This window comes from Paenibacillus puldeungensis, from assembly GCF_042678945.1.
GTDB classification, from domain to species: domain Bacteria; phylum Bacillota; class Bacilli; order Paenibacillales; family Paenibacillaceae; genus Fontibacillus; species Fontibacillus puldeungensis.
Genome location: NZ_JBHTLM010000018.1, coordinates 75,467 through 97,888 on the forward strand (window position 1 = coordinate 75,467; position 22,422 = coordinate 97,888).

The 22,422-nt window shown below is 44.7% G+C and carries 20 protein-coding genes; 10 read left to right on the top strand and 10 right to left on the bottom strand.

The window, feature by feature from the left end; all coding sequences use genetic code 11:
• Positions 1–48: 48 nt before the first annotated feature.
• From ACFQ3W_RS20300 to ACFQ3W_RS20310, 3 genes are all read right to left on the bottom strand, one after another.
• Positions 49–3,381, bottom strand: coding sequence for a DEAD/DEAH box helicase (locus ACFQ3W_RS20300; RefSeq protein WP_379321058.1), 3,333 nt, complete (start codon positions 3,379–3,381; stop codon positions 49–51).
• Between the two features lie 124 nt (positions 3,382–3,505).
• Positions 3,506–3,667, bottom strand: coding sequence for a hypothetical protein (locus ACFQ3W_RS20305; RefSeq protein WP_379321059.1), 162 nt, complete (start codon positions 3,665–3,667; stop codon positions 3,506–3,508).
• The gene (locus tag ACFQ3W_RS20310) at positions 3,660–4,631 is read right to left on the bottom strand and encodes an AraC family transcriptional regulator (RefSeq protein WP_379321060.1); all 972 of its coding nucleotides are present in this window, start codon (positions 4,629–4,631) and stop codon (positions 3,660–3,662) included. The genes ACFQ3W_RS20305 and ACFQ3W_RS20310 overlap by 8 nt, the downstream gene beginning before the upstream one ends.
• 175 nt (positions 4,632–4,806) lie before the next feature.
• Here ACFQ3W_RS20310 and ACFQ3W_RS20315 point away from each other — a divergent pair, with 175 nt between their 5' ends.
• Positions 4,807–5,403: a sugar O-acetyltransferase gene (locus ACFQ3W_RS20315; RefSeq protein ID WP_379321061.1), complete on the top strand. Its 597-nt coding sequence runs from the start codon at positions 4,807–4,809 to the stop codon at positions 5,401–5,403.
• A gap of 385 nt (positions 5,404–5,788) precedes the next feature.
• On the opposite strand, the gene ACFQ3W_RS20320 is transcribed toward ACFQ3W_RS20315, so the two are convergent.
• Entirely contained in the window at positions 5,789–7,246 is a 1,458-nt protein-coding gene (locus tag ACFQ3W_RS20320) for an IS110 family transposase (RefSeq protein WP_449290210.1), read from the bottom strand.
• Between the two features lie 602 nt (positions 7,247–7,848).
• Positions 7,849–8,976 carry an NADH-dependent flavin oxidoreductase gene (locus ACFQ3W_RS20325; protein ID WP_379321063.1) on the bottom strand — a complete coding sequence of 376 codons (1,128 nt, stop codon included), beginning with the start codon at positions 8,974–8,976 and terminating at the stop codon, positions 7,849–7,851.
• A 160-nt stretch (positions 8,977–9,136) separates the two neighbouring features.
• On the opposite strand from ACFQ3W_RS20325, the gene ACFQ3W_RS20330 reads away from it, so the two are divergent.
• The 4 genes from ACFQ3W_RS20330 (at position 9,137) to ACFQ3W_RS20345 (ending at position 12,679) form a co-directional block, all read left to right on the top strand.
• Positions 9,137–9,619 carry a MerR family transcriptional regulator gene (locus tag ACFQ3W_RS20330; RefSeq protein ID WP_379321064.1) on the top strand — a complete coding sequence of 161 codons (483 nt, stop codon included), beginning with the start codon at positions 9,137–9,139 and terminating at the stop codon, positions 9,617–9,619.
• 421 nt (positions 9,620–10,040) lie between these two features.
• Positions 10,041–11,093 carry an ABC transporter ATP-binding protein gene (locus tag ACFQ3W_RS20335; protein ID WP_379321065.1) on the top strand — a complete coding sequence of 351 codons (1,053 nt, stop codon included), beginning with the start codon at positions 10,041–10,043 and terminating at the stop codon, positions 11,091–11,093.
• Positions 11,086–11,889, top strand: coding sequence for an ABC transporter permease (locus ACFQ3W_RS20340; RefSeq protein ID WP_379321066.1), 804 nt, complete (start codon positions 11,086–11,088; stop codon positions 11,887–11,889). Before ACFQ3W_RS20335 ends, ACFQ3W_RS20340 begins: the two co-directional genes overlap by 8 nt.
• A 4-nt stretch (positions 11,890–11,893) precedes the next feature.
• A complete protein-coding gene (locus tag ACFQ3W_RS20345; protein WP_379321067.1) occupies positions 11,894–12,679 on the top strand; it encodes an ABC transporter permease in 786 nt (261 codons plus the stop codon).
• An 86-nt stretch (positions 12,680–12,765) separates the two neighbouring features.
• On the opposite strand, the gene ACFQ3W_RS20350 is transcribed toward ACFQ3W_RS20345, so the two are convergent.
• From ACFQ3W_RS20350 to ACFQ3W_RS20365, 4 genes are all read right to left on the bottom strand, one after another.
• A complete protein-coding gene (locus ACFQ3W_RS20350; protein ID WP_379321068.1) occupies positions 12,766–13,638 on the bottom strand; it encodes a YitT family protein in 873 nt (290 codons plus the stop codon).
• 121 nt (positions 13,639–13,759) lie between these two features.
• Entirely contained in the window at positions 13,760–14,971 is a 1,212-nt protein-coding gene (locus ACFQ3W_RS20355) for a Ger(x)C family spore germination protein (RefSeq protein ID WP_379321069.1), read from the bottom strand.
• A gap of 5 nt (positions 14,972–14,976) precedes the next feature.
• Entirely contained in the window at positions 14,977–16,518 is a 1,542-nt protein-coding gene (locus tag ACFQ3W_RS20360; protein ID WP_379321070.1) for a spore germination protein, read from the bottom strand.
• A gap of 16 nt (positions 16,519–16,534) precedes the next feature.
• Positions 16,535–17,659: a GerAB/ArcD/ProY family transporter gene (locus ACFQ3W_RS20365; RefSeq protein WP_379321071.1), complete on the bottom strand. Its 1,125-nt coding sequence runs from the start codon at positions 17,657–17,659 to the stop codon at positions 16,535–16,537.
• A 172-nt stretch (positions 17,660–17,831) separates the two neighbouring features.
• Between ACFQ3W_RS20365 and ACFQ3W_RS20370 the strand changes: the two genes are divergently transcribed.
• The 3 genes from ACFQ3W_RS20370 to ACFQ3W_RS20380 all read left to right on the top strand — a co-directional run bounded on the left by ACFQ3W_RS20370 (position 17,832) and on the right by ACFQ3W_RS20380 (position 19,499).
• Complete coding sequence (locus tag ACFQ3W_RS20370; RefSeq protein WP_379321072.1) at positions 17,832–18,113, top strand: alpha/beta-type small acid-soluble spore protein; 282 nt, start codon at positions 17,832–17,834, stop codon at positions 18,111–18,113.
• Positions 18,114–18,252: 139 nt separating this feature from the next.
• Positions 18,253–19,011: a MerR family transcriptional regulator gene (locus ACFQ3W_RS20375; RefSeq protein WP_379321073.1), complete on the top strand. Its 759-nt coding sequence runs from the start codon at positions 18,253–18,255 to the stop codon at positions 19,009–19,011.
• A gap of 191 nt (positions 19,012–19,202) precedes the next feature.
• On the top strand, positions 19,203–19,499 hold the full coding sequence (locus ACFQ3W_RS20380) for an ArsR/SmtB family transcription factor (RefSeq protein ID WP_379321074.1): 297 nt from the start codon (positions 19,203–19,205) through the stop codon (positions 19,497–19,499).
• 83 nt (positions 19,500–19,582) lie between these two features.
• On the opposite strand, the gene ACFQ3W_RS20385 is transcribed toward ACFQ3W_RS20380, so the two are convergent.
• Entirely contained in the window at positions 19,583–20,812 is a 1,230-nt protein-coding gene (locus ACFQ3W_RS20385; RefSeq protein WP_379321075.1) for an aminopeptidase, read from the bottom strand.
• 163 nt (positions 20,813–20,975) lie between these two features.
• Here ACFQ3W_RS20385 and ACFQ3W_RS20390 point away from each other — a divergent pair, with 163 nt between their 5' ends.
• Positions 20,976–22,082, top strand: coding sequence for a glycosyltransferase family 4 protein (locus ACFQ3W_RS20390; RefSeq protein WP_379321076.1), 1,107 nt, complete (start codon positions 20,976–20,978; stop codon positions 22,080–22,082).
• Positions 22,083–22,170: 88 nt separating this feature from the next.
• Complete coding sequence (locus ACFQ3W_RS20395; protein ID WP_379321077.1) at positions 22,171–22,374, top strand: helix-turn-helix transcriptional regulator; 204 nt, start codon at positions 22,171–22,173, stop codon at positions 22,372–22,374.
• The last annotated feature ends 48 nt before the right edge of the window (positions 22,375–22,422 follow it).

Sequence of the window (22,422 nt, forward strand, 5' to 3'; positions counted from 1 at the left end):
ATACGCGAGTCATGAGGCAGCTGCCACATGCACTCGCGTTTTTTTGCTCTAGATCATCAGAATTTCTCGAATTTCCTGCTCTGTCAGGGAGGATATAGATTCCTGCCCAGGCTGAAGGACTTCCTCTACCAGGTTTTTCTTCTTCTGCTGAAGCTCATACATTTTGTCTTCAACTGTACCTTGCGCGACTAGCCGGATGACTTGAACGATATTTTTCTGCCCGATTCGATGGGCACGGTCTGCTGCTTGCTGTTCAACGGCCGGGTTCCACCACAAGTCATACAGAATAACCGTGTCCGCTCCGGTCAGATTAAGTCCGGTACCGCCAGCTTTAAGCGAGATTAGGAATAGATCACGTTCGCCATCGTTGAACCTATTGCATAGCTCCACCCGCTCTGCACCTGGTGTTTTGCCGTCCAAATAAAAGAATGAAACCCCTTGATAGCCTAATTCCCGGCCAATTAGATTCAGCATTTCTGTGAATTGTGAAAAGACCAGTACGCGTTTTCCGGCGCTTCGGCATTCCTCAAGCATTTCCATCAGCTGATCGAACTTTGCCGAGCCACCGTCGTAGCCTTCGATAAATAGGCTGGGGTGGCAGCATAATTGGCGAAGCCTGGTCAAGCCGGCTAAAATACGAATTCGGTTTTTTTGGAAATCGTTATCGTTCAAATGCTTTAGGGTATCCTGTTGCAGCTTCGCCAAATAAGCTAGATAGAGCTTTTTTTGCTCCGGCAACATATCCGAAGCCTGTAGCGATTCGATCTTTTCCGGCAGTTCCTTCAGAACATTCGCTTTTAACCGGCGAAGCATGAAAGGGCGGATCCGTTTTGCCACCGCTTCTCGAGACAGTTCGTTAAACGCTTTGCGGCTTGGAAACAACTCGGGAAACACAACACTGTATATAGACCATAGCTCTTCCAGCGAATTCTCGACCGGCGTACCGGTAAGCGCAAAACGGTATTTTGCCTGAATGCTTTTGACCGCCTGCGCGGTCTGAGTAGCGTAATTTTTGAAGCTTTGGGCCTCATCCAAAATAAGCGTATGGAAGTTTAGCTCAGCAAACTGCTCAATATCCCGCCGCAACAAGGGGTATGAGGTGATGATCACATCGGCTTCCGCAGTGTCCCGCAATGCGCGTACCCGCTCTGCCTTACTGCCATCCGCAATAATGGCTCTTACATCAGGAGCGAATTTAATTAGTTCATTTCGCCAATTATAAACGAGCGAAGCAGGTGAAACCACCAATGCCGGCAGCCCTAGCGAGCGAATCTCCTGCAGCATGGAAACGAGGAAAGCAATGCTTTGCAGCGTTTTGCCTAGCCCCATGTCATCGGCCAAAATACCGCCGAATCGATAGTTGGCGAGCGTCCGCAGCCACTGGTAACCGTATGCCTGGTAGTCCCGAAGTACGGGAACCAATGCTTCCGGAATTTCAAAATCCAAGTTATCGGGATGTTGGAGATTTTGAAGCAGCTGGCGGAATGATTTTCCGAGTCTAACGGCGCTTCCCGGCTCGTGATTGTCTTTGACATGAAGTCCTCGTGTCACAGGGAGCCTAAACTGCGGGCCTTTGAGCTCGTTTGGTTGAATTCCAAATTCATTCATCAGCCGGACGATCTCCTGAAATTCAGAGCTTTCCAGCGGCATTAACGATCCGTTTGGCAAGCGGTGATACTTTCGTTTCTCTTCAAGAGACTTCAGTAACCCGCGTATTTCCGATTCTCCGATCCCTTTCATATCAAAGCGAAATTCGAGCCAGTCTGTTCGCTCATCCAATTCGACGGAAATTTTGGGCGGCGCAAGATCCGTCAGCAATCTTACCTTAACCGCGGAAGTAGCATATATTTCTAACAACTTCTCCAGTTCAGGCATAACATGAGCCAAAAACTCATATTCCGCTTCTTCAACGTCAAGGTAGTAGCCGCTCTCGGTCTTCACGAATGAGCTGTTTTCCATGAGTTCGAGTATTTCGCGTTCACGTTCTCCATCTCTGAGCAAAATGCGGTCTGTCCCTCGCTGCGGACCATGACCTTCTAGCGGATTAAAAACGATATCCCCGTATTGAAACTCTAGTCCAGCCAGCAGCCGGTCCTTGACTCGATCCAGGTAAAGCTTGGCCCGCAGCGAGGTTCGAACCATGCGATTCGCAATGGAATTCTCGATCTGTACATTGCCCAGCTTCATAAGGCCTGGAAGTACTTTTTCCACAAAGGGTTCAATTTGTTCGGAGGATATCTTGATATGCTGTTTTCGGGCCGCAGCCAGCATATGCTTCATTTCCGCAAGCTGCTTGCACTTTTCAGTCGATTGTTTGATCAGCTTTCCTTCCGCAACGACCACCCCGTAAGACTCCATCACAATGATGTCATCCAGACCGCGAGCGCTGAATTGAAAGCTGCCTTCTTCCATTTCACCTAGCTCAAAATGAAGTGGGTTAGACTCCTCGGAAAGGATTAGCTTGGGCCAGGTTTGTCCGTCCTTTTCTAATTGCACAGAAGGGGCTTTTAAGAGTAAAGGAAGCAACTGTTCCCAATAGTATGGTGGAATCGGAAGCGTCCGGTCACTGTTTCCATGGTGCCTAGAAGCTGCAAATCCGGCAATGGTTTCCTGGTACATTTGCTCGTTTCGATATATATCAATCAACAGCTGTATAATATTATGATCTACAGGTAAAAAGCCGTACTGCTCCGGATCATAGGAGAAATGGTTGGTGAAAATGTAAGGTTCACCGCGATCGACTTTATCTAGAAAACCTCGAATATTTTTCACAATGTATAGTCGTTTAGATCCAACTTTCATTTCGATTCCAAACATGTACTTGCGGTAGCTGTAAGGAAGCGGGCGAAGTATAAACTCAGCCTCGAGCGGTGTTCTAAGGTCGAATCTCCCACCGGCAAGGGTTGTCCGATGAGGATTATCATTAAACAGTCCGATCATATCCCTTGTCAGCCAAATATCCCGTGAGGAAGCTTCATTAGCTCTATGTTGTAATGGCATGATTTTGGACTGATTCGAATCCATGAGCTCCTGGGCATCATCTTGTTGCGTGTGAAGCGGCGAGGAGTAGGAGCGAACCGGTGCTTTGCCATTCTGAAGCATATCATGAATTCCTAAAAGGACTGCTGCAATATGCTTGCAGTAATTGTTGTAGGAGTAGAAGGCAGGACAATTACACTCGGCATGAACGTCTCCGTGCTGGTCTACCTGCGCTGAAACATGGTAATGGCCTGTACCTGTTACTTCGGCCTCATACATGCAGGAACTATGGTCGATATGGGTAAAGTTTACTTTCCCAGTACGATAGTAGGCTTCTCCTCGTTCATATGAAATTCGTCCGCACAGCAGCTTAATGACTCGCTGAGTCAGTTGGAAACTCATCGTTATTCCTTTTCCTTTCCGAAACAAATAAATGCAGCTTATCGGGAGCAATAAACATCTACTTCACCTATGATAACAGAAGTCAGCGGATTGGAAAAACGATGTTGGCAAGAGAGAATGGTTATCAGATATACTGAGTTTCATTTCCGGAGCAGAGCAGTTTCTCGACTTTATCGAGAACGAGGTAAAACCGAATATCGAGCAGGAACTGCCGATTAATCGTCGCCGTCAAACTTTGACGTGTTGAACATTGCTGCTTTGCAGGTGAAAACCATCTGTCAGTCATATAAAATATTGGTATTAGCTCTGAACTCTTTGGGTGTTATCCCCACTTTCCTTTTGAATACTTGAATAAAATAACTTGGTGAATTAAAACCACACTCTAATGATATTTCTTGAACATTTTGAATGGTATAACTTAACAAGCGTTTGGAAGCCTCCACACGATGCTGTAGCAAGTATTCAATGGGCGAACAACCCAACAAAGAGTGAAAGCACCGGGCTGCTTCACTTTTACTGATGTTGGCTGAATGCGAAATATCCTGCAGTGATACTTCATTCATATAATTTTGATGAATAAAAGTCAGCATGTTTTGCAATCGTACTTGGTACTGCACATCCTTTTGGGTTTGAGTGACTCTTGGGATTTGATCGAGATGTTGGTATATATTTTGCCAAATTTGATTCAAATTGCACTGCACTTGCATTTCGAAACAAGTTTCCTCCAGATGATCAGCATTCAGATGTATATCGGGAAAATCACCAAAGGGACTTTCCAGGCCATATTGTTGTAACAAGGCAAAGATAGACGAGAGCTTAATTAAAATTTCTTTGTGCCAATGGACGTCGGCATATAGAACAAAATAAGGCAAGTCCACGTTAGCAAGGATCGGCCGGACATACTTTTGATAGATGGTGCTTGTAAGTGGTGCAATCATCTCTGCTGAGAACACAATGTTAGGACATTTACATCTGTCGCTTTCATGGATCTGTTCAAATGAATGTAATGTATTCCCGCTAACAAAAATGCCGTCTCCTGGATTCAATTCGAGGAATTGATTACCGATTTGAACTCTCAGGGGACCGCCTTGTGCGATGAAGAATTCCGGCTCGAAGTGCCAGTGCAGGGGAAACTTTTGGTTTTCAAATTTGTATAGCTCATCAACATAGAATTGAATGGGGAAATCGGTTTGTCCATGTTGAATCTTTTCATAGAGCGTATGGTCAAGGTGCAAGATGTCTGTGATCAAATTTGAAACCTCCAGATTGGGAATATCGTTACATAATTAGAGAAGAAAATACATTAATCTTCAAGAGTACGGTGATATAATTTTATCTTGTAAAACATAAAAATGATAGTTTCATGTTTCGCATGGATGGATTGTTTACTTCAAGTGCAGAAACGCACAGGGACCAGGAGGGCTTATGAATATCGAAGAGATAAAGAAAATGATTAATTCCGGTGACATGTATGATGATGCCGGGACAGATGTATCCGCACTTAGAGCGCATACGATTTCAGAATGTCGGAAGTACAATCATAAAGTCAATGTCAATAATGATTACGACATGTCCATCTTGAAAGAGTTGTTTGCTGAAGTGGGAGAAAACGTATACATTGAGTCTAATTTTCGGTGTGAATTTGGCTTTAATATTTCCATTGGCAATGATGTTTATATCAACCATGACATGATTATTCTCGATTGTAACGAAGTGAAAATTGGCAACGATGTGTATATTGGTCCCAGAGCCGGATTATATGGGGCCAATCATGCGGAAGATCCTTTTGAACGTGCAGATAAAGGGGTGTATTCGGCGCCAATCATTTTGGAAGACAAGGTATGGCTAGGCGGAGACGTTAAGATTACGCAAGGGGTGACCATTGGTAAAAATAGCATCATCGGAGCAGGGAGTGTCGTGACTAAAGATATTCCACCGAATTCTATCGCTGCTGGGGTTCCGTGTAAAGTCATCCGACCGGTCCAATTCTCTGACAATCCATGGAGAAGATCCGCTGAATAGATCTAGCGGAAGTCGAAGAAACGCATTTCGGCAGTATAGTCTAAGCGATTAATTTAGATGATGTACCCGAATCACATTTAATTAATTTCATTAAGCTAAAGAGAAACTTTAGTTCAATGAAAACAGCGACAGTCCAGGACTTTATTTTCTTGTCCATGGCAGTCGCTGTTTCAATTTCAAGGGTCAGTCTAAAACTAATTTTTTGGAGACTGACGATACGGCAACTCGAAAATCCGCGTGGAATATAGAATTCCAGTCTAATGTAGTGTAGCGCTTAGAAAAATGTAAATGAGCCCATCACCGTAATTTGGAAGTTTCTTAATTCCAATTTTACATGGCAATGGGCTATTTATGTTTAGTGTAAGGCAGTGTAAGATACTGTCGTTTATAAGACATCGTCATCTGCTAACTCATCCGCTTGGCGTTCGTAATCTTCTAAATTAGCTGGGATCTTTAGTCTTACTTTGTCGCCATCAAGGGTTACTCCCATTTTGCTCGCGTGTTTGAAAGGATCATACGGTTCATTGTTTTTAAGGCATGAGTATAAAACTTGGGCAATCTTACCGCATACATGCCCTATTGCTTTTCTCTTCGCCATTCCTCGATCAACTAATCGCTTATAGTAAACACGAAAACTATTTTCACTTATTTTTGGAGATATTAGTAGCAAAGTCATTAAGAATAGAACTCTACGAGTATCTCTAACACCCTCGTATGTCTGCCTACTCTTAAAAACGGATGTGCCCGAGATTTTATTCTCCGCAGCTACACCAAGGTACTTTTTAAGCTCTAAATATGTTGAGAAACGTTCAATATCACCAATAGCGCCGATAAATGTACAGGCCATAGATTCACTCATGATAGGGAAGGACATAAGTATCTTTGTATAAGGATGAGGTTTATATCCTTTTTCTTTATCACCATAAAGCAGGGAAGCTATCTGTTTATCCATGCTTTTTATCGCTTCATCTATACGCAAAGCTTCTTCAATTAGCCACGTTTGTCGTTCAGCTAGGTGTGGAATGTTCAAGGCTAATGTGTTGGGTAACAGTTCTGCCAAGGTCATAGAGGCTTTTGTAGCAGTAGTTTTTGCACCAATTGTTATTAGAGTTTGCCTAAGTTCATCCTGAGTTATCTTGGCCATTTCTTGCGCTGTAGGATACTTCAGAGCTAATTTGAGGACACTTAACGCACCTGTTTTTTTAAAAGCTCGTTTTAGTTCAGGATTGGTTACAGAAAATAATTGCTGGACTTGATTCTTACGTCTCGTTAATTGAGTAGTAAGTAACCAGCGATCCCTAGTTAATGTGCGGTATAAAACCTGCTCTGCACTTGCTGGACGAACTATTCGCACCGAACGCATATCAGGATGAAGGGTTTTGTGCCATCCCATATAGGCCATAATTCTAGCATCAATTTCATCGGATTTTTCATTAAGTCCTAGCTGGCGTTCACGAAAATCCTTTACAGCTTTATTTTCAACCTGATATATTGAATAGCCTCGATCTAATAGAACTCGAACAACTAAATATGAATAATGCCCACCAGTTTGTTCCAGTAATATAAAAAAATCCTGGGGTTTATACCCGAATTGTGCTTGAATATCTTCTAAAGCATGGATAAACTTTGTAATCCCTTGGCTATCCGAGTTAAACTTCATTGTTTTACTGCGTTTCCATTCCTTCTCACTGCGGAACTTTTCAAATGGAATGCAAGCAGCAACATGGAAATCCGAACCAATATCTATTCCAACATAGAAGGGATAAAAAGCTCTTGAGTTGTCTTGGTCTTCAATAATGCTCGTATCCGTAAGCATAAAATTATTCAACTTATGATCACCTATTCGAATCATTTGCACCAGATTAACCAGGTTTTCTTAAGAGCTCCGCAATGGGCCCAATGTAGCATGTCAGGTTTTAGATTCGGTGCATTACCCATAATAAACTGAGAGGTCGAGAATCCGCCTCAATAACTTTAAAGGGCTTCTATTAAGTTCTTTCGACAGAAGGAAACAATTTCCTGCTTTCTCTGTTAAGTTCTTTGTTTTTCTATGCAAAAAAAACCTGTCATTTCGACAGGTTGAATAATCATCAAAGGTGCAGCGCCAAAAACATGGAGCGCCTCATTTCTGTTAAAGAAGTCCAGGAGGATGTCCTGCCGGCTCCAAACCTTTTCTGGGCGGTTGTTCCCTGAGAGGTCACTGCACAATTATATATACGCCTATTAGGGGCTAATTCCTTCTAAATATCGTACCAGTTACCACAAATACTTTATAGAAGTCTTTCTAAGCTCCACATTAGACTCAGAGGTTAACTGGTACTAATGTATTTTAGCATGTTGCTCAAAAGTGGTAAAAGCCAATTTATTGAGCTAACGTTATTTGGCGAGTGGACTCCAATACTTACAACATTACAGCAATTTGAATACGAAGTAACAATAACGATGTTATTCCTCTTTAATCTTAAACCATTGACCCGAAGCTTGGATTATATTCCAAAGTTTCTCCGGAAGCTCAAGCTCACTTACTTTTGAAGTCTTAATCACTGTCTCAATTTCATCTTCTTTTCCATTCTGAACCTTTTTAACCCAGTCTGGATTCATGATTAACGCATGACCAACCGCTGCTAAGGGTAGACCCTTATTTAATGCTGTTGCAACTTCATCCGGAGTTACCATAGAACCAGCAGCCATAACAGGAACTCTGCCGTTAACTCTTTCCAAAATCAATTCAAGCCGCGTTTTTCCATCTTCACTGCCTCGCGGTTTTGAAGATATATCATCGAGCGAAGCATGGATGTAATCCAAACCCTGTTCAACTAGACGGTCAATTAATTCATAGGCTTCTTCCATTCCATAACCGCCTTGTTCTTCAGGAGAAATTCTGTATCCGAAAATAAACGGTTTTGTTGCATGTTTATTAATCGTATTTTTAATTACCTTAACTACTTCCAATGGAAAACGCAAGCGATTTTCCATTGATCCCCCCCATTGATCCTCACGTCGGTTGTAGAAAGGAGAGAAGAAGTTTTGGATTAAAAACCCATGTGCGCCATGAACTTCAACACCATCAAAACCAGCTTCAATAGCTCGTCTGGTTGTTTCTCCAAAAGCAAGTATCACTTCCAATATTTCATCGTGTGAAAGCTCTCTAGGTAATACTGACGGAGCAAATGCTGTAGCTTCAGTCTCTACAGCGCTTGAACTTACGACATCTCCATTTGGTGTTAAGTCCGGTAGTGCTTTGTTACCTGCGTGGAAAATCTGAAGTAACACTGGAGCTCCACCGCTTTTCGCCGCATCCGCCAATTTTCGTAAGCTCGGAATAAATTTATCATCATAAGCTGCGAATTCATTTGTAAAACCTATACCGTTTGGTTGGACATGTGTACACCCGGTTATAACCAGACCTATGCCATTCACTCTTTTTCTATAATATTTCACTTCATCTTCTGAAACCGTGTAATCGTCATTACTAGCCCAAGTGGTCATAGGTGCCATAACGATACGATTTCTAAGGGTTATTCCATTTCTGAATGTTAAGGATTCAAACAGGTTGTTATACTTTGCGTGCATTCTCTAGCCTCTTTCAAATTATTTTGACAAACTAATTGTTATCTTTAGTTAAAGCGTTTATTCGCATTCCATTACCAGTTGATGAGCGCTCACAACATTGGTACAATGACAGCGTAATGTATTCGAGTAACTCGAAGTCAATAGTAAGGAGGTAGATATTTTGAATCAGTCATTACATGAACCTAAGTATACAGTGAAAGATGTTTCTGAAATAACTGGTCTTACAAAACATACGATTCGATACTATGATGATCAACAATTAATTCCTTTTAGTTCAAGGAATAACAGAAACAATCGCTTATTCTCTGATCATGATCTGGATTGGTTGCGGATGGTGCATTGCTTTCGTATTTCTGGATTGCCTATTTCCGAGGTCAAACATTACATTGTCATGTGTTTGCAAGGTGATGAGACAATTCCTGAAAGGGCTGAGCTTATTGCAAAACAAGAAAAAGAACTAGAAGCGAAAATACATGAATATAACCTTCAATTAAAGCACATAAAAGAGAAGAAGGCTTACTACGCAAGTGTCTTGGCTGGCCAATTAGATGATACCTGGAATCCAGTCAACAACAACCCAGAATGTGGAGAGAAGTACGATATACCGGAACATATCCAATCAGCGTCTAAAGCTCATGCATGACCTTTAGAAGATAGTCTACGGCTTCGAGTACACTCGAAGTCAATTTTTTTGTGTATTTAATTTTTGACGGTATTCCGTCAACCTGCCCGTTTAATAAAAAGAACGCTCCCGCGCCTTCGCTTGGGATACGTCCTCCTCATAATATTCCATTTCCAATTACCTATTAAAGAACGTACGCGGGTAGCATGTAGTGCTTAAACAGGGGACTTATCTTAACCTAAGCACTAAGAAAATACTTTATTTTCTTCTGACAGTCCGGACGGTTCGATTTATATTGAGTGAGCTCGTGGATAAGGAGTAAGGTTCGGGGATACTAAGGTGGTGTTATCTAGTCAGAGATGGTTTTTGAGGGGTATGGTGCTTTGACGGAAGTTACTATATAATTTTTAGCGAACTGAAATTCTGATAAGTGGGGTACAACATGGCTGCAATTGATGTACGTGATTTGCGCAAGACGTTTAAAGTGCAAAAAAACCGCGAAGGCCTGAAAGGGGCCTTTCTTGATTTATTTAGAAGAGAGTATAACGAAGTAGCCGCCGTGAAAGACATTACCTTTCAAATTCCGCAAGGGGAGATATGTGGCTATATTGGGGAGAACGGAGCCGGTAAATCCACGACCATTAAAATGCTCACCGGCATATTAGTTCCAACCTCAGGGCATATTTCCGTTGCTGGATTCGTTCCACATGCTGAGCGTGAAAAGTTCGTGCAGCATATCGGCGTCGTATTCGGACAGCGCAGTCAGCTATGGTGGGACATCGGCGTGATCGAGTCATTTGAGCTGCTACGCAAGGTGTACCGCGTGCCGCAGGCCGCCTACAAGAAGCGGCTGGACGAACTAATAGAGCGGCTTCAGCTTCAGGATTTGCTGAACCGCCCGGTTCGGAAGCTCAGCCTGGGCCAGCGGATGCGCTGCGAGCTGGTGGCTGCGCTCTTGCACAATCCCTCAATTGTTTTTCTGGACGAACCAACGATCGGCCTGGACATTGTTGTTAAGTCGGAAATTCGTGATTTTCTGAGAGACATGAACAGAGAATATGGGACAACGATTCTGCTAACAACACACGACCTGCAGGATATCGAAGCCTTATGTTCGCGCGTTATTATGCTGGATGATGGACAAATTATCTATGACGGCGGGCTGGAAGAGCTGAAAAACCGCTGGGGGACCGGCAGAGAGGTACTGTTCCAATTCGGAACGGCGACGAAGCTCGAACGGCTGCATGCGCTGACCGGGGCTTTGCCTGTTGTATGGACAGCAGAGAATGATCTGAATGCCAAGGTGTGGATTCCGCTCGACATTGGCGTGTCCGAGGTGCTTGGACAAGTCGTCGGGAAAACGGATATCACCGACATAAAAATCATAGAAACGAACACCGACGATATCGTTCGCAGCATTTACCAGTCGGGTTCGGCTGAAAAGATGGTGGATGGGGAGACCCATAGCCGCGAAGGTGCGGTGGTCCATGTCTAGCCAATTTGGAGCTTATTTCGACTTTATTCGTATCCGATTTTTAACGATGCTGGCTTATCGAATTAACTATTACTCCGGCATACTGATTTACACGCTGAATATTGGGGTGTATTACTTCACATGGAAAGCGATTTATGGCGGGGGAGGGGAGCTTGGCGGTTTTACGGCTACGCAAATGACAACATATGTCGCGGTGTCCTGGATGGCTCGGGCTTTCTACTTCAATAACTTGGACCGTGAGATTTCGACGGACATTCGCGACGGCAGCATCGCCATTCAGTTTATCCGCCCTTATAATTACGTAATCGTTAAAATGATGCAAGGCTTAGGGGAAGGGATGTTCCGCTTCCTGATGCTGATGATTCCTGGTATGGCGATTTCAATGCTGCTCTTTCCGGTTCAATTGCCGAGTTCACTGGGCGCTTGGGCGGGTTTTCTCATCATGCTGGTGTTTAGCTTCCTAATTAACTCTCAGTTGAATGTGATAACTGGGCTTACGTCATTTTTTGTGGAAAACAATGAAGGCTTTATGCGGATGAAACGCGTCGTTGTCGATCTGTTCTCGGGTCTGATTATCCCAATCAGTTTATTCCCTTCATGGCTGAGCAATATCATGTCATACCTGCCGTTTCAAGCTATCACCTATTTGCCAGGCTCCGTATTTACTGGGCGGGTTCAAGGTACTTCCATATGGAGCGTGCTCGGGATTCAGGTGTTATGGTTTATGCTGTTATTACTTCCGATGATTTGGCTGTACCGGGCTTCCCGGCAGCGGCTGTTTGTTCAGGGGGGGTGAGAGCATGTACTATTTAGGATTGATCGGTGAATATTTAAAAAACTATATGAAGACCAGATTGACCTACCGTGCGGACTTCTGGGTAGAGGTCATCTCGGACCTGCTGTTTCAGGCAACAAACCTGATCTTTATCTTTGTCATATTTATGCATACAGACAGCTTAGGCGGGTGGAACGAAAGCGAAGTGGTCTTCGTATACGGCTTTTTTATGGTCCCATTTGGAGTATTTAGCTGTTTTGTGAACCTATGGGGATTTAGTGAGCGTTATATTGTCAAAGGGGAGATGGACCGGATTATGACCCGACCGGCACATCATCTGTTCCAAATTTTTTTGGAAAATGTAGACCCACCAGCGTTGGTTGGATCAGTAATCGGTGTCATCATCATGGGCATTAGTGGGGGACAACTCGGGCTGGCTATGGAATGGTGGACCATTCCGGCCTTTATCATCTTCACGATCAGCGCGGTCGCCATTTACACGGGAATTTATACAGCGCTCACTTCGCTATCTTTTTATTCGGATGCGCCTACCGGTATTTTGCCGCTGATGTACAATGTCCAGGGATACGGTCGATATCCCGTCACCATTTATAACCGGGCGATACAGGTGCTGTTAACCTGGATACTACCGTTCGCTTTTGTCGGCGTCTACCCGGCTTCGCTATTTCTAGAGCGGGAGGAGATGCGAACGATGGCATTCCTGACCCCGGTGGTTGGCGGTGTATTTCTCACAATCGGCTTAATCGCATGGAACCATGGCGTGAAGCGTTATAGAGGTGCAGGCTCTTAGGAAAAGAATGACGATTAATAAGAGAAGGCTGCCCAGGTCATGAAGACCTTGGGCAGCCTTTGATTTTGCTTCCAGAAGTAGCATGTTTATTTCACCGGCCGTGCGAACCGCCCGAGAATCTCCGTAGACTGAACGACGTTCATAAACGCCTGCGGATCGGTATCTCTTACCGCTTTACGAACCGCAGCAAGCTCATAACGGGTCGTGACCGTCATAATTGTGTAATTCTCCTGCTCGCTGTATCCGCCCTCGGAGTGGATGCAGGTAATGCCGTGATGCAGCTTGCGAAGCTGGCAGAGCATTTGCTCTTTTTTCTTCGTAATGATGAAGCAGGTAACCTTGATATGTCCGACATGGATCATATCCACTACTTTTCCCTTTACATAAGTAGACAACATAGAGTACAGGGCAAGATCCCAGCTCTTGAAGAAGCCCAGCATGAGAATAACAATACCGTTTAGAATGAATAAAATGTTGCCCATCGCTACGTCTCTTCGGCGGGTCACGATTGAGCCAACAATATCAAAACCGCCGGTGGAGCCGCCGACGCGTAAAGAAAAGCCGATCCCGGCAGCCGAAATAATGCCGCCGAACACGGCGCCCAAAATCGGATCCTTCGTGACCTGGATGACCGGAATGGTCGACATAAACCAAGTCGTGCTGACAACAGAAATGCAGCTATATACAATGTATCGCCGGCCGACGGCTTTCCACCCCCAAATGATTAATGGAACATTCATCAGAAAATAGAGGATAGAGATGTTCCATCCAGTCATGTACCCGATAATGGAAGCGACCCCCGTAACACCGCCGGATAATAGTTTATGGGGAATGAGAAACAAGTTGAGCCCTAGTGCTAGGAGGAGTGCCGAAAACAGTATGACGGCGATCTCCTGAGCTGGCTTCAATGAAGCTTTTAGTGGTTTGCTGATCATGGGTGAATAGTGATCCAAATTCATTTCAGAGCCTTCTTTTCTATGTGTAGTAATCACGATAAATAAATATTATCAGCTTAAATTATGTTTTCTATCAGTATACCAGACTATGATAATTGTCACTATATTATCGTGCGCCGTTTATTTATTCCTTTATGGTTTCTTGGAACGAATGGTTAGTTAATCCCACACGTTCTACCGTAACCTTAAGAGTTGGCTTGAATTCAATTTTTTCGGAAAAGACGGATTCCCAGTTGTCTTTTTCTTTTTCCCATTCAGCCGGATACTTGCGGTGAAACATGTCTGCGAATTCCAAAACATCCGCCTTCATTCCGCGCACAGCGTTCCAGCCTTTCTGAATATAATTCATGATCTCGTCTTCGATTTCCTTCTCCACTTTGCTGATCAATTCCGCACTTGTGGCATCCAGTTCACAGGAGCTTTCTGTGATGGTACCTTTGACTTTAATTTTTGCGGTCACCACGTATTGATCATCCTGACGATGAAGCTTCAGTTTTGTAGTGGATGCAGTCACCTCAAAAGTCGATTTTGCTTTTGTTCTTTCCTCCGGGCAGTCAAAGGAAAAGGTGGTTGCCTTCAGCTTGTTCCGGATAAAAGCAATACCGAGCGCTTCATCCTGAGTCAACCAACCCTTCAATTTCCCGGCCTTGAGGATGGCAAGTTCTCCAAGCTTCAGCTTGGAGAGCGTTGTGGTAGATTCAAGCTGTTGCTTGGAAGCGGCCTCGCCTTTTCCGGCAAGCACAATTTCCGGAGCTATAGCACATTTTGCCGGACCTGCCAACATGATCGCCATGTTAAACACGTTCACTTTCGGCAACGTGGAGAGACTTTTCGTTTCTTTCTCGATCAATTTATGAATGCCTTCTCCAGTATTTTTCTCAAGATACATCAGTTGAGAAACGATCGTTCGAGGGTCATCTCTCGTAATAAACATATTGATCGTTTCTCGGGACTGCGGATTCCTCAAATACGCATCCATTAAATTATTGATCCCATGTCTTGCAGCATTTTCGCTAAAAACGACGACGCGGTTATTCCCCAAATGAAGTTTTCTGGTGTTTTCAAAGTCATTTTTTGCTAAAGCTTCCCTAAGCGATTTCGCCTGAACGGAAATAACGCTGATGGGCGGACCCGAGCCTGAACTGCTGCCTGTAGCTCCAGAAGCGGCCTCAGCAGGGGTAACGAGTTGATAAGTAAGCTCCCATCGATTATCTTTCCAATTGATTCCGGTTGCCGAGACAATCGCCAAATCGGTAAGTTCCTTGCGACTCCAGCACCCGGTTAGACAAATGCACATGAGAGAGATGAGGGAGATGCGCCAAAGTTTTTTTCCCACTATGTTCATTCCTTTCCTTGATTGGGTTCAGGAGGATTCGGTTTCAAATATTTTTTCTGTCGTATGATATTGCGATTCGCAATGCCATCAGGTCGGGTATTCATCGACCACAATGGTACGCGAACGACTACATCCTTTAAATTTTGCCATACGAGTGGAGCTATAGGCATAAGATACGGAACCCCGAACGAGCGTAAAGAAGCCAGATGAATACTTAGCAGCATCAGACCTGCCATAACACCGTATAATCCTAGGGTACCTCCCATGATCATCAACGCAAACCGGATTAATCCGATCGTGACTGAGATGTTGTTCGACGGAATCACGAAATTGGATATCGCCGTAAACGATACAACGATAACCATGGCGGCGGAGATAAGTCCGGCTTGCACTGCCGCTTGTCCGAGAACGAGAGCCCCGACAATGGAAATCGCTGCTCCGATGGCTTTTGGCATTCGGATTCCCGCTTCACGCAGCACCTCAAAAGTAATTTCCATCAGCAGTGCCTCAATTAAAGCGGGCAAAGGCACACCTTCTCTTTGCGCCACTAAGCTGACTAGCAGGGTAGTAGGTATCATTTCCTGGTGGAAGGTCGTAACCGCAATGTACAGCGCCGGCAGCAGCAGGGATACGAAAAAGGCGCCATACCGAAGAAATCGCCAAAACGATGCGATATAAAACCGTTGATAATAGTCCTCGCTCGAATCAAAAAAGGTAAAAAAGGTAATAGGCGCAAGCAGCACAAATGGGGAACCTTCTACAATAATCACAACTTCTCCTTCCAATAGCCCCGCAGTCGCCATGTCTGGCCGCTCCGTGTTTTGGATGGTGGGGAATGGACTTAAGGCCGCATCTGTGATCAGTTCCTCAATGTATCCGCTCTCCAATATGCTGTCCGTCTTGATTTCGTCAAGACGTTTAAGTATTTCCTCCACGACTCCCTGATCGGCAATTCCTTCGAGATAGAGCAGGGAGACGTTGGTTTGCGTCTGCGTTCCGATTACTCTATTTTCCACGCGAAGGTGCTGTGATTTTAGCCTGCGGGTAATTAAAGAGATGTTGGTGCCAAGACTCTCCGTAAAAGCCTCTTTAGGACCACGGATGACGTTTTGCGTCGTCGGTTCCTGAATGCTCCTGAACTCACCACCAAAGGTGCTTGCCGAGATTGCTTTGCGGCTATTATCCAGAATAAGGATGGTATCTCCCAGCAACATTCGCTTCCACACCGATTCCATATCTTCAAGAATCATGGTTGCTCCAGCAGCATTGGCACAGTTTTGAACTTCGACGAACCGTTCTGCCGAATCTTTGTGGTCACTGGAAATCGTTCTCATCAAAGGTTGAATGAGCGCTTCGTTGACCTTCGAAAGATCAACCAGCCCATCGATGTAAATTAAAGCGAGCTGCTTTTCGTCAGTCTGAGGATCGCTGAACAAGCGGAGCGTCACATCCGAACGTTTCTTGGCAGCCTGTTGAAGCTGATTCAAATTGTCTTCCAGGCAAGATGAAATGGGGGTCACTTGTGGTTTGTCGTGTTTGTTTCGCATTGCATTCCCTCCAGACCTATAGGTTTTGGTCATCGATTGGGTCAGAATGGTTCGCCTTTCGCTTTATCCAATCTGTAATAAGCACTACAAGCAAAATAATGATGGGGATAATGATCTGAAACACCGGAAAATGGTACTTCAGATTTTGTTGAAATCCGAAGCGTACTTGCTCCAAGTAGCTTCTGAATAATCTTGCTCCGATAAAAATCGCGATACCTACAGGAATGATGGTAATTCGGTGTTTGACTTTAAATAGCTCGGCTGCGACCAAGACTGCCGCTAAATAGTAAGTCGCTTGTTTGAAAAATACTCCGCCGAACAGCAGCAAACTGACGAGGGGGTCCATTCTTTCCAGAAAACCGCCGATCTCAATGAGGCTTGTACCGAACATAAACGGTACAACGTAAGCCCCCGACAAGTCGCCGAGAACTGCAACTGTCAGTAAATTCGTAATGGTGATAAATATTCCAGAAAAAGTATAGGAAAGGAGCGTGTATTTTTTTACCTTTTCAAACTTCACAACATGCTTCCAAAACATGAGGCAGACAATCATCTCTCCAAAGGGAAAAGAAATGACTTCCGGAAACGCAGCGTCCCAAACCGGTTTCCAGCCATGTTCAAGCATAGGGAGGAGCCGCTTAAAATCGATCAATCCCGACATCGCCATCAGACCGAATAACAAAACATAGATAAACACCAGCCAAGGAAGGACCAGCTGCCCTACCCGAAAAAAAACTTCGATGCCATGGTAGATGGCATAGGCCCCAACCATCAAAAGAACGATCATGATGACATTTAAGGGGGTTCCTGGCAGCATGTAGAGAATTACCAAATCGCCAAATTCGCGAACATTTCGTACTGATTTGTAAATGAAATAGACGAGATAGGCAAAACCGATAACAAATCCCAAATATTTTCCAAAGTATTCCCTGAGAATCTCAATAAGATTGGAGTGAGGCGCCCTTTTTTGTATAGGCAGCGTGACGAATACGATCAGAGCCATTCCAAGCAGCATGGCAATTGCGACGGATATCCAGGCATCATGTTTAGCCTCACTTGCCAGCAGAAATAAGGAGGAGCTGCCGATTTGAAATAGGATAATGATGGCCGCCAGCTGGCTTCCGCTGATTTTCTCTTTCACCGTAGTTTCCTCCTCATGAAAAATATGCTAACGAACATACTATTTCCAGATACATGAATAAATATTTGATGCTGAACAATCCATTTTTAATAACCCTGAATCCGCCAAGTATTAGAAGACACAAATTGGGGGAAATTACGGAAGAACTAAGGGTGGACAAGGAGAGAAGTTTATGGCAAAAAGAAAAAGCAACCGTCATATCGTAGCACAGGCAACACCAGATTTTCGGAATTTTAAGGCCGACGTGATGCGTCGTGAGGGCTATCGTGTCGATCCCCAGCATCCCGATGATGTGAAATACGAGGTTGCCGAGGCTATTGGGATTCCGCTAAAACATGGCGACAATGGGGATTTGACCTCCGAGAAGGCTGGTAAAATCGGCGGTGTCATTGGGGGATCGATGGTGCGCGAGATGATCCGGCTGGCCAAACAAGGTTTGGCCGACCGTCAATAACTGCCGCAGGCAGCAGACAATAAACCGTTTCGGCAAGCCTATGCCAGGCCACGAAACGGTTTATTTGTGTGGCATCATAAAAAGTGTTGACCTTTACGCTACGTTAACGTGTACAGTGAAGATGTCAGGAGGTGAACGCATGGAATACACTGTTCAGAAGCTCGGCCGATTGGCAGGCGTGAGCACTAGAACGCTTCGGTATTACGATGAGATTGGTGTTCTTAAGCCGGCAAGAATCAGCTCTTCGGGATATCGAATTTACGGACAAAACGAAGTGGATCGACTGCAGCAAATATTGTTTTACAGAGAGCTTGGTCTCAGTCTGGACCATATCAAGACGATCATGCAAAATCCTAGCTTCGATGCGGCCCGGGCTCTTCATGAACACCGTGAACAGCTCCTTGACAAGAGAAAGCAGCTTGATGTGCTCATTGCCAATGTGGAGAGGACGATCGCACATCATGAAAGGAGAATAACAATGACTGATTCGGAAAAATTTGAAGGTTTCAAACAGCAATTGATCGAGGATAACGAGAAAAAATACGGAGAAGAAATTCGCAGCAAATACGGAAATGAGACCGTGAACCGATCAAATGAAAGGCTGAAAAATATGACTCAGGAACAATATCAGGAGGTTACCCGACTCTCTGAAGAGATCAAAGAAACCTTGGCGAAAGCTTACCAGACCGGAGACCCCGCCAGTGGCCTGGCACAAAAAGCGGCGGATTTGCATAAACAATGGTTGACCTATTACTGGGGCGAATACAATAAAGAAGCGCATGCTGGGATCGCGCAAATGTATGTTGCTGATGAAAGATTCAAAGCGTATTACGATGAGCAGCAGCCGGGAACCGCCGAGTTTCTGAGAGATGCGATTCGAATTTATACAGGCATGTAAGAATAGTATGCAGACTTGCAGACTCTGTGATGAGATCACAGGGTCTTTTTATAGTTTCATAGATAGCATAATCATGATAAAATGGAACATGTGTTCTATACGATGAAAATAACTATTTACATATCGCAAAGAATAAGGTAGTATTTTTCAAAAATTTAGAAATAGATCGATAGCCTAAGGGGGTACTACGGATGGATAACTGCCATGAAACATTTCAAGCTGTAAAAGTGTATAAAGCGCTGGGAGAGCCTACGCGGTTGAGCATTGCGCTTATGCTGGCAAGCGAGCCGGATCAATGCTGCACTGCGCTGGGAGAAAAATTGAAGTCCGTAGGGAATTCGACATTATCCCACCATTTGAAGCAGCTGACGGAAAGCGGTCTGCTCGTATTCCGGAAAGTGGGAACCTTTATTTATTTCAGCTTAAATCGTGAGGTAGCTGAGAAATATGCACCTTATTTGCTGCAGAAATGGAACAGGGGTGCGTAAGGGAATAAAAAGAGAAAGGCCAACGTCTTCATATGTTGAAGATGTTGGCCTTTCTTGTTCAGAAGGGAAAGAGCACCTAAGGATTAGACCCAGTTTCCTTTGCGGAAAACGGGCTCGATGGTACCGTCCGGAAGCTCGCCGTCAATATCGAGTTCAGCTGACCCAACCATGAAATCGACATGCGTTAGGCTGACATTGACACCTCTTGCTAAGAGTTCTTCTTTGCTCAGCTTGGTTCCGCCTTCGATATTTACCGGATAGGCACTTCCCAAAGCCAGGTGACAGGAGGCATTCTCGTCAATGCCGGTATTATAAAAAATTCGGTTCAATTGTGAAATTGGCGAGCTGTGAGGTACTAGGGCGACTTCTCCTAAATAAGACGCGCCTTCATCAGTTGCTAGAAGGGTGGTTAAATGCTCACGACCCGATTTTGCTTCATAGGAAACCACTTTTCCATCCTTAAACGTGAGCTGCAAACCTTCAACGAGTTGGCCGTTCAAATTGAGGGGCATCGTACTTGTAACGGTGCCGTTTACTCCAGTGCGAAGCGGCATGGTATAGATTTCTTCAGTCGGCATATTGGCGACAAAATAAACACCGGACTGGTTGTAATCGCCGCCGCCAAGCCATAGGTAGCCTTCCGGCATCTCCAGGTGCAGGTCGGTTCCTGGCGCCCGGTAATGAAAGCTCTTGTATCTTTTAGCATTCATATAATCTTGTTTTTCCTTCAGCGTTGCAATATGCTCCTTCCAAGCAGCTACCGGATCATTGCTAAAGACTCGGTTCATTTGGAAAATAGCCTCCCACATTGCGCCGATGCGCTGTTCCGCAGGAAGGTCGGCGAACACCTTATCGGCCCAGGCTTTTGTGGGAGCCTTGATTAGTGACCAGCTGATTTTATTGTTCCGGGACTGGGCACTATGCTTTTCGCGTGCCTTGGCTGCCGCCTTTACGGCCTTAGAAACCTTCTCGGAAGGGATCCCGCGCAGAAGCTCCGGATCAGGAACCTTAATTCTGAGGAATGCTCCGCCTTCCTCACCAAGCTGCTCAGACATGTCCGCCAGCCATTTTGGATAATAGGCCAGCGACTCATCGGATGCTTTCTCATAGCGGATTCGTGTAATTTGTTCATCGTCCCAGTCGACGTGAACATATTTTGCGCCCGCCTCGTAAGCTTTGGCCACAAGCAAACGGGTCAATTCCGCAGTTTCAAGCGGCGCGGTAAGCATCAGCGACTGCCCGGGCTGAATGTTGATGCCGACTTTTATGACCAGCTCCGCGTACTTTTCCAATAGATGATCAAATTGTTCCATAGGTAAATTCCTCCAAAGTTTTAGTACAGCCTTTATTGTACCACGAAACGTTTTTCCATTTTATGCCGCCTTAATAATCAGGTGATATCGTAATCTCATATATCGCGGGGGTTATTAAGGAGGTTCATATGATGCAAATGAGAAAAAAGGGGGACTTGAGCTAATGAAAATAGCTTTCGTCACCGACACGTTCTATCCATCGACTAACGGCCTGGCTACCCGGCTTTCGGAAAGCATTCGCTCATTGACCCGGCAAGGCCACGAGATAATCGTAATTGCCCCAGATCAAGCGGTGAGTGATTTTGAAGGGGCTAAGGTATATGGAATATCCTCGTTTCGTTTTTGTCTGTGCTTAAATTTTCCTTTGTCCTTGCCTGGATCACCATTAGGGAAAAGGCTTCGTAAATTTAAACCTGATATCGTTCACATCGTGAATCCAGGACTCCTTGGAACTGCAGCATTCTGGCTTACACGACGTTACCCGCTTGTCGCTTCTTACCATACACATATTCCAAAGTTGGCTGATTTCTATAAAGTGCCTTGGTTGAAGCCAATGGTTTGGTCCTATTTACGTTTACTTCATAATAAAGCGGAGCTTAATTTATGTACCTCTCGCTCCATGATGAAGCACCTTACGCAGCAGTATCTCAGGAACGTTCAAATATGGGAACGCGGCGTAAATATCGAGCTTTTTCACCCTCGCCGGCGTAATGAAGAGATGCGCCATTTACTTTCAGAGGGAGAGACGGATAAAAGGGTTCTTTTATATGTGGGGAGATTAACGGCCGAGAAACAAATCGAGCGGCTGCGCAGTGCGTTAATTGCCTCAAAAAAATTTCGGCTGGCAATCGTGGGGGATGGACCTCATAAACCACAGCTGGAAAATTATTTTGCAGGGACGGGAACCGTTTTTACCGGGCTCCTCCATGGAATAAAGCTAGCTCAGGCGTTTGCATCAAGCGACATCTTTGTTCTTCCCTCGGTAAATGAAACAGTGGGACTAGTACTACTGGAGGCGATGGCATCTGGGCTTCCCGTCGTAGCTCCTTCAAGTGAGCTAAGCAGGGAGCAAGTCGTTCACGGTAATACGGGTTTTCTATATGATCCTGATATTCGTAAAGGACTAATGGAAGCGCTGCTGCCTTTGCTTGATGAAGCACTGCTGCAGCGTGCCGGCGAGCAGGCCAGGGAATTTGCCCGCATTCAAAGCTGGGAGGGACCGAGCAAGCAACTGCTTGAATGGTACAAGATGATAGTGAAAGAGCAGTAGACCTTACATTGGAAAGGATACTTTACACTTCCACTTTGGAATGATATGATCATCACGGAAAGTAGGCTTTCCATAAAGGGGTGATCATTTGAAGAACAGACTTGAGGAAATTCGGAAGCAAAGAGGGGTAACCCAAGAAGAGCTTGCAACCCAATTGGAAGTTTCAAGACAAACGATCGGTTCCCTCGAGAATGGCAGGTATAACCCCTCCATTATCCTTGCTTTTAAAATCGCCAGATATTTTAATATGTCCATCGAAGAACTATTTATTTATGACGAAGAAAGCTCGTAAAAGCCGCAATATATGCGGCTTTTTGTTATTTTCACACAAATTAATATA

Bases quoted from the DNA above. Each gene is read 5' to 3' on its own strand.
- ACFQ3W_RS20335 (WP_379321065.1), top strand. From the start codon at position 10,041: ATGGCTGCAATTGATGTACGTGATTTGCGCAAGACGTTTAAAGTGCAA.
- ACFQ3W_RS20390 (WP_379321076.1), top strand. From the start codon at position 20,976: ATGAAAATAGCTTTCGTCACCGACACGTTCTATCCATCGACTAACGGC.
- ACFQ3W_RS20375 (WP_379321073.1), top strand. From the start codon at position 18,253: ATGGAATACACTGTTCAGAAGCTCGGCCGATTGGCAGGCGTGAGCACT.
- ACFQ3W_RS20380 (WP_379321074.1), top strand. From the start codon at position 19,203: ATGGATAACTGCCATGAAACATTTCAAGCTGTAAAAGTGTATAAAGCG.
- ACFQ3W_RS20305 (WP_379321059.1), bottom strand. From the start codon at position 3,667: ATGACTGACAGATGGTTTTCACCTGCAAAGCAGCAATGTTCAACACGT.
- ACFQ3W_RS20340 (WP_379321066.1), top strand. From the start codon at position 11,086: ATGTCTAGCCAATTTGGAGCTTATTTCGACTTTATTCGTATCCGATTT.
- ACFQ3W_RS20325 (WP_379321063.1), bottom strand. From the start codon at position 8,976: ATGCACGCAAAGTATAACAACCTGTTTGAATCCTTAACATTCAGAAAT.
- ACFQ3W_RS20350 (WP_379321068.1), bottom strand. From the start codon at position 13,638: ATGAATTTGGATCACTATTCACCCATGATCAGCAAACCACTAAAAGCT.
- ACFQ3W_RS20370 (WP_379321072.1), top strand. From the start codon at position 17,832: ATGGCAAAAAGAAAAAGCAACCGTCATATCGTAGCACAGGCAACACCA.
- ACFQ3W_RS20300 (WP_379321058.1), bottom strand. From the start codon at position 3,381: ATGAGTTTCCAACTGACTCAGCGAGTCATTAAGCTGCTGTGCGGACGA.
- ACFQ3W_RS20385 (WP_379321075.1), bottom strand. From the start codon at position 20,812: ATGGAACAATTTGATCATCTATTGGAAAAGTACGCGGAGCTGGTCATA.
- ACFQ3W_RS20315 (WP_379321061.1), top strand. From the start codon at position 4,807: ATGAATATCGAAGAGATAAAGAAAATGATTAATTCCGGTGACATGTAT.
- ACFQ3W_RS20345 (WP_379321067.1), top strand. From the start codon at position 11,894: ATGTACTATTTAGGATTGATCGGTGAATATTTAAAAAACTATATGAAG.
- ACFQ3W_RS20360 (WP_379321070.1), bottom strand. From the start codon at position 16,518: ATGCGAAACAAACACGACAAACCACAAGTGACCCCCATTTCATCTTGC.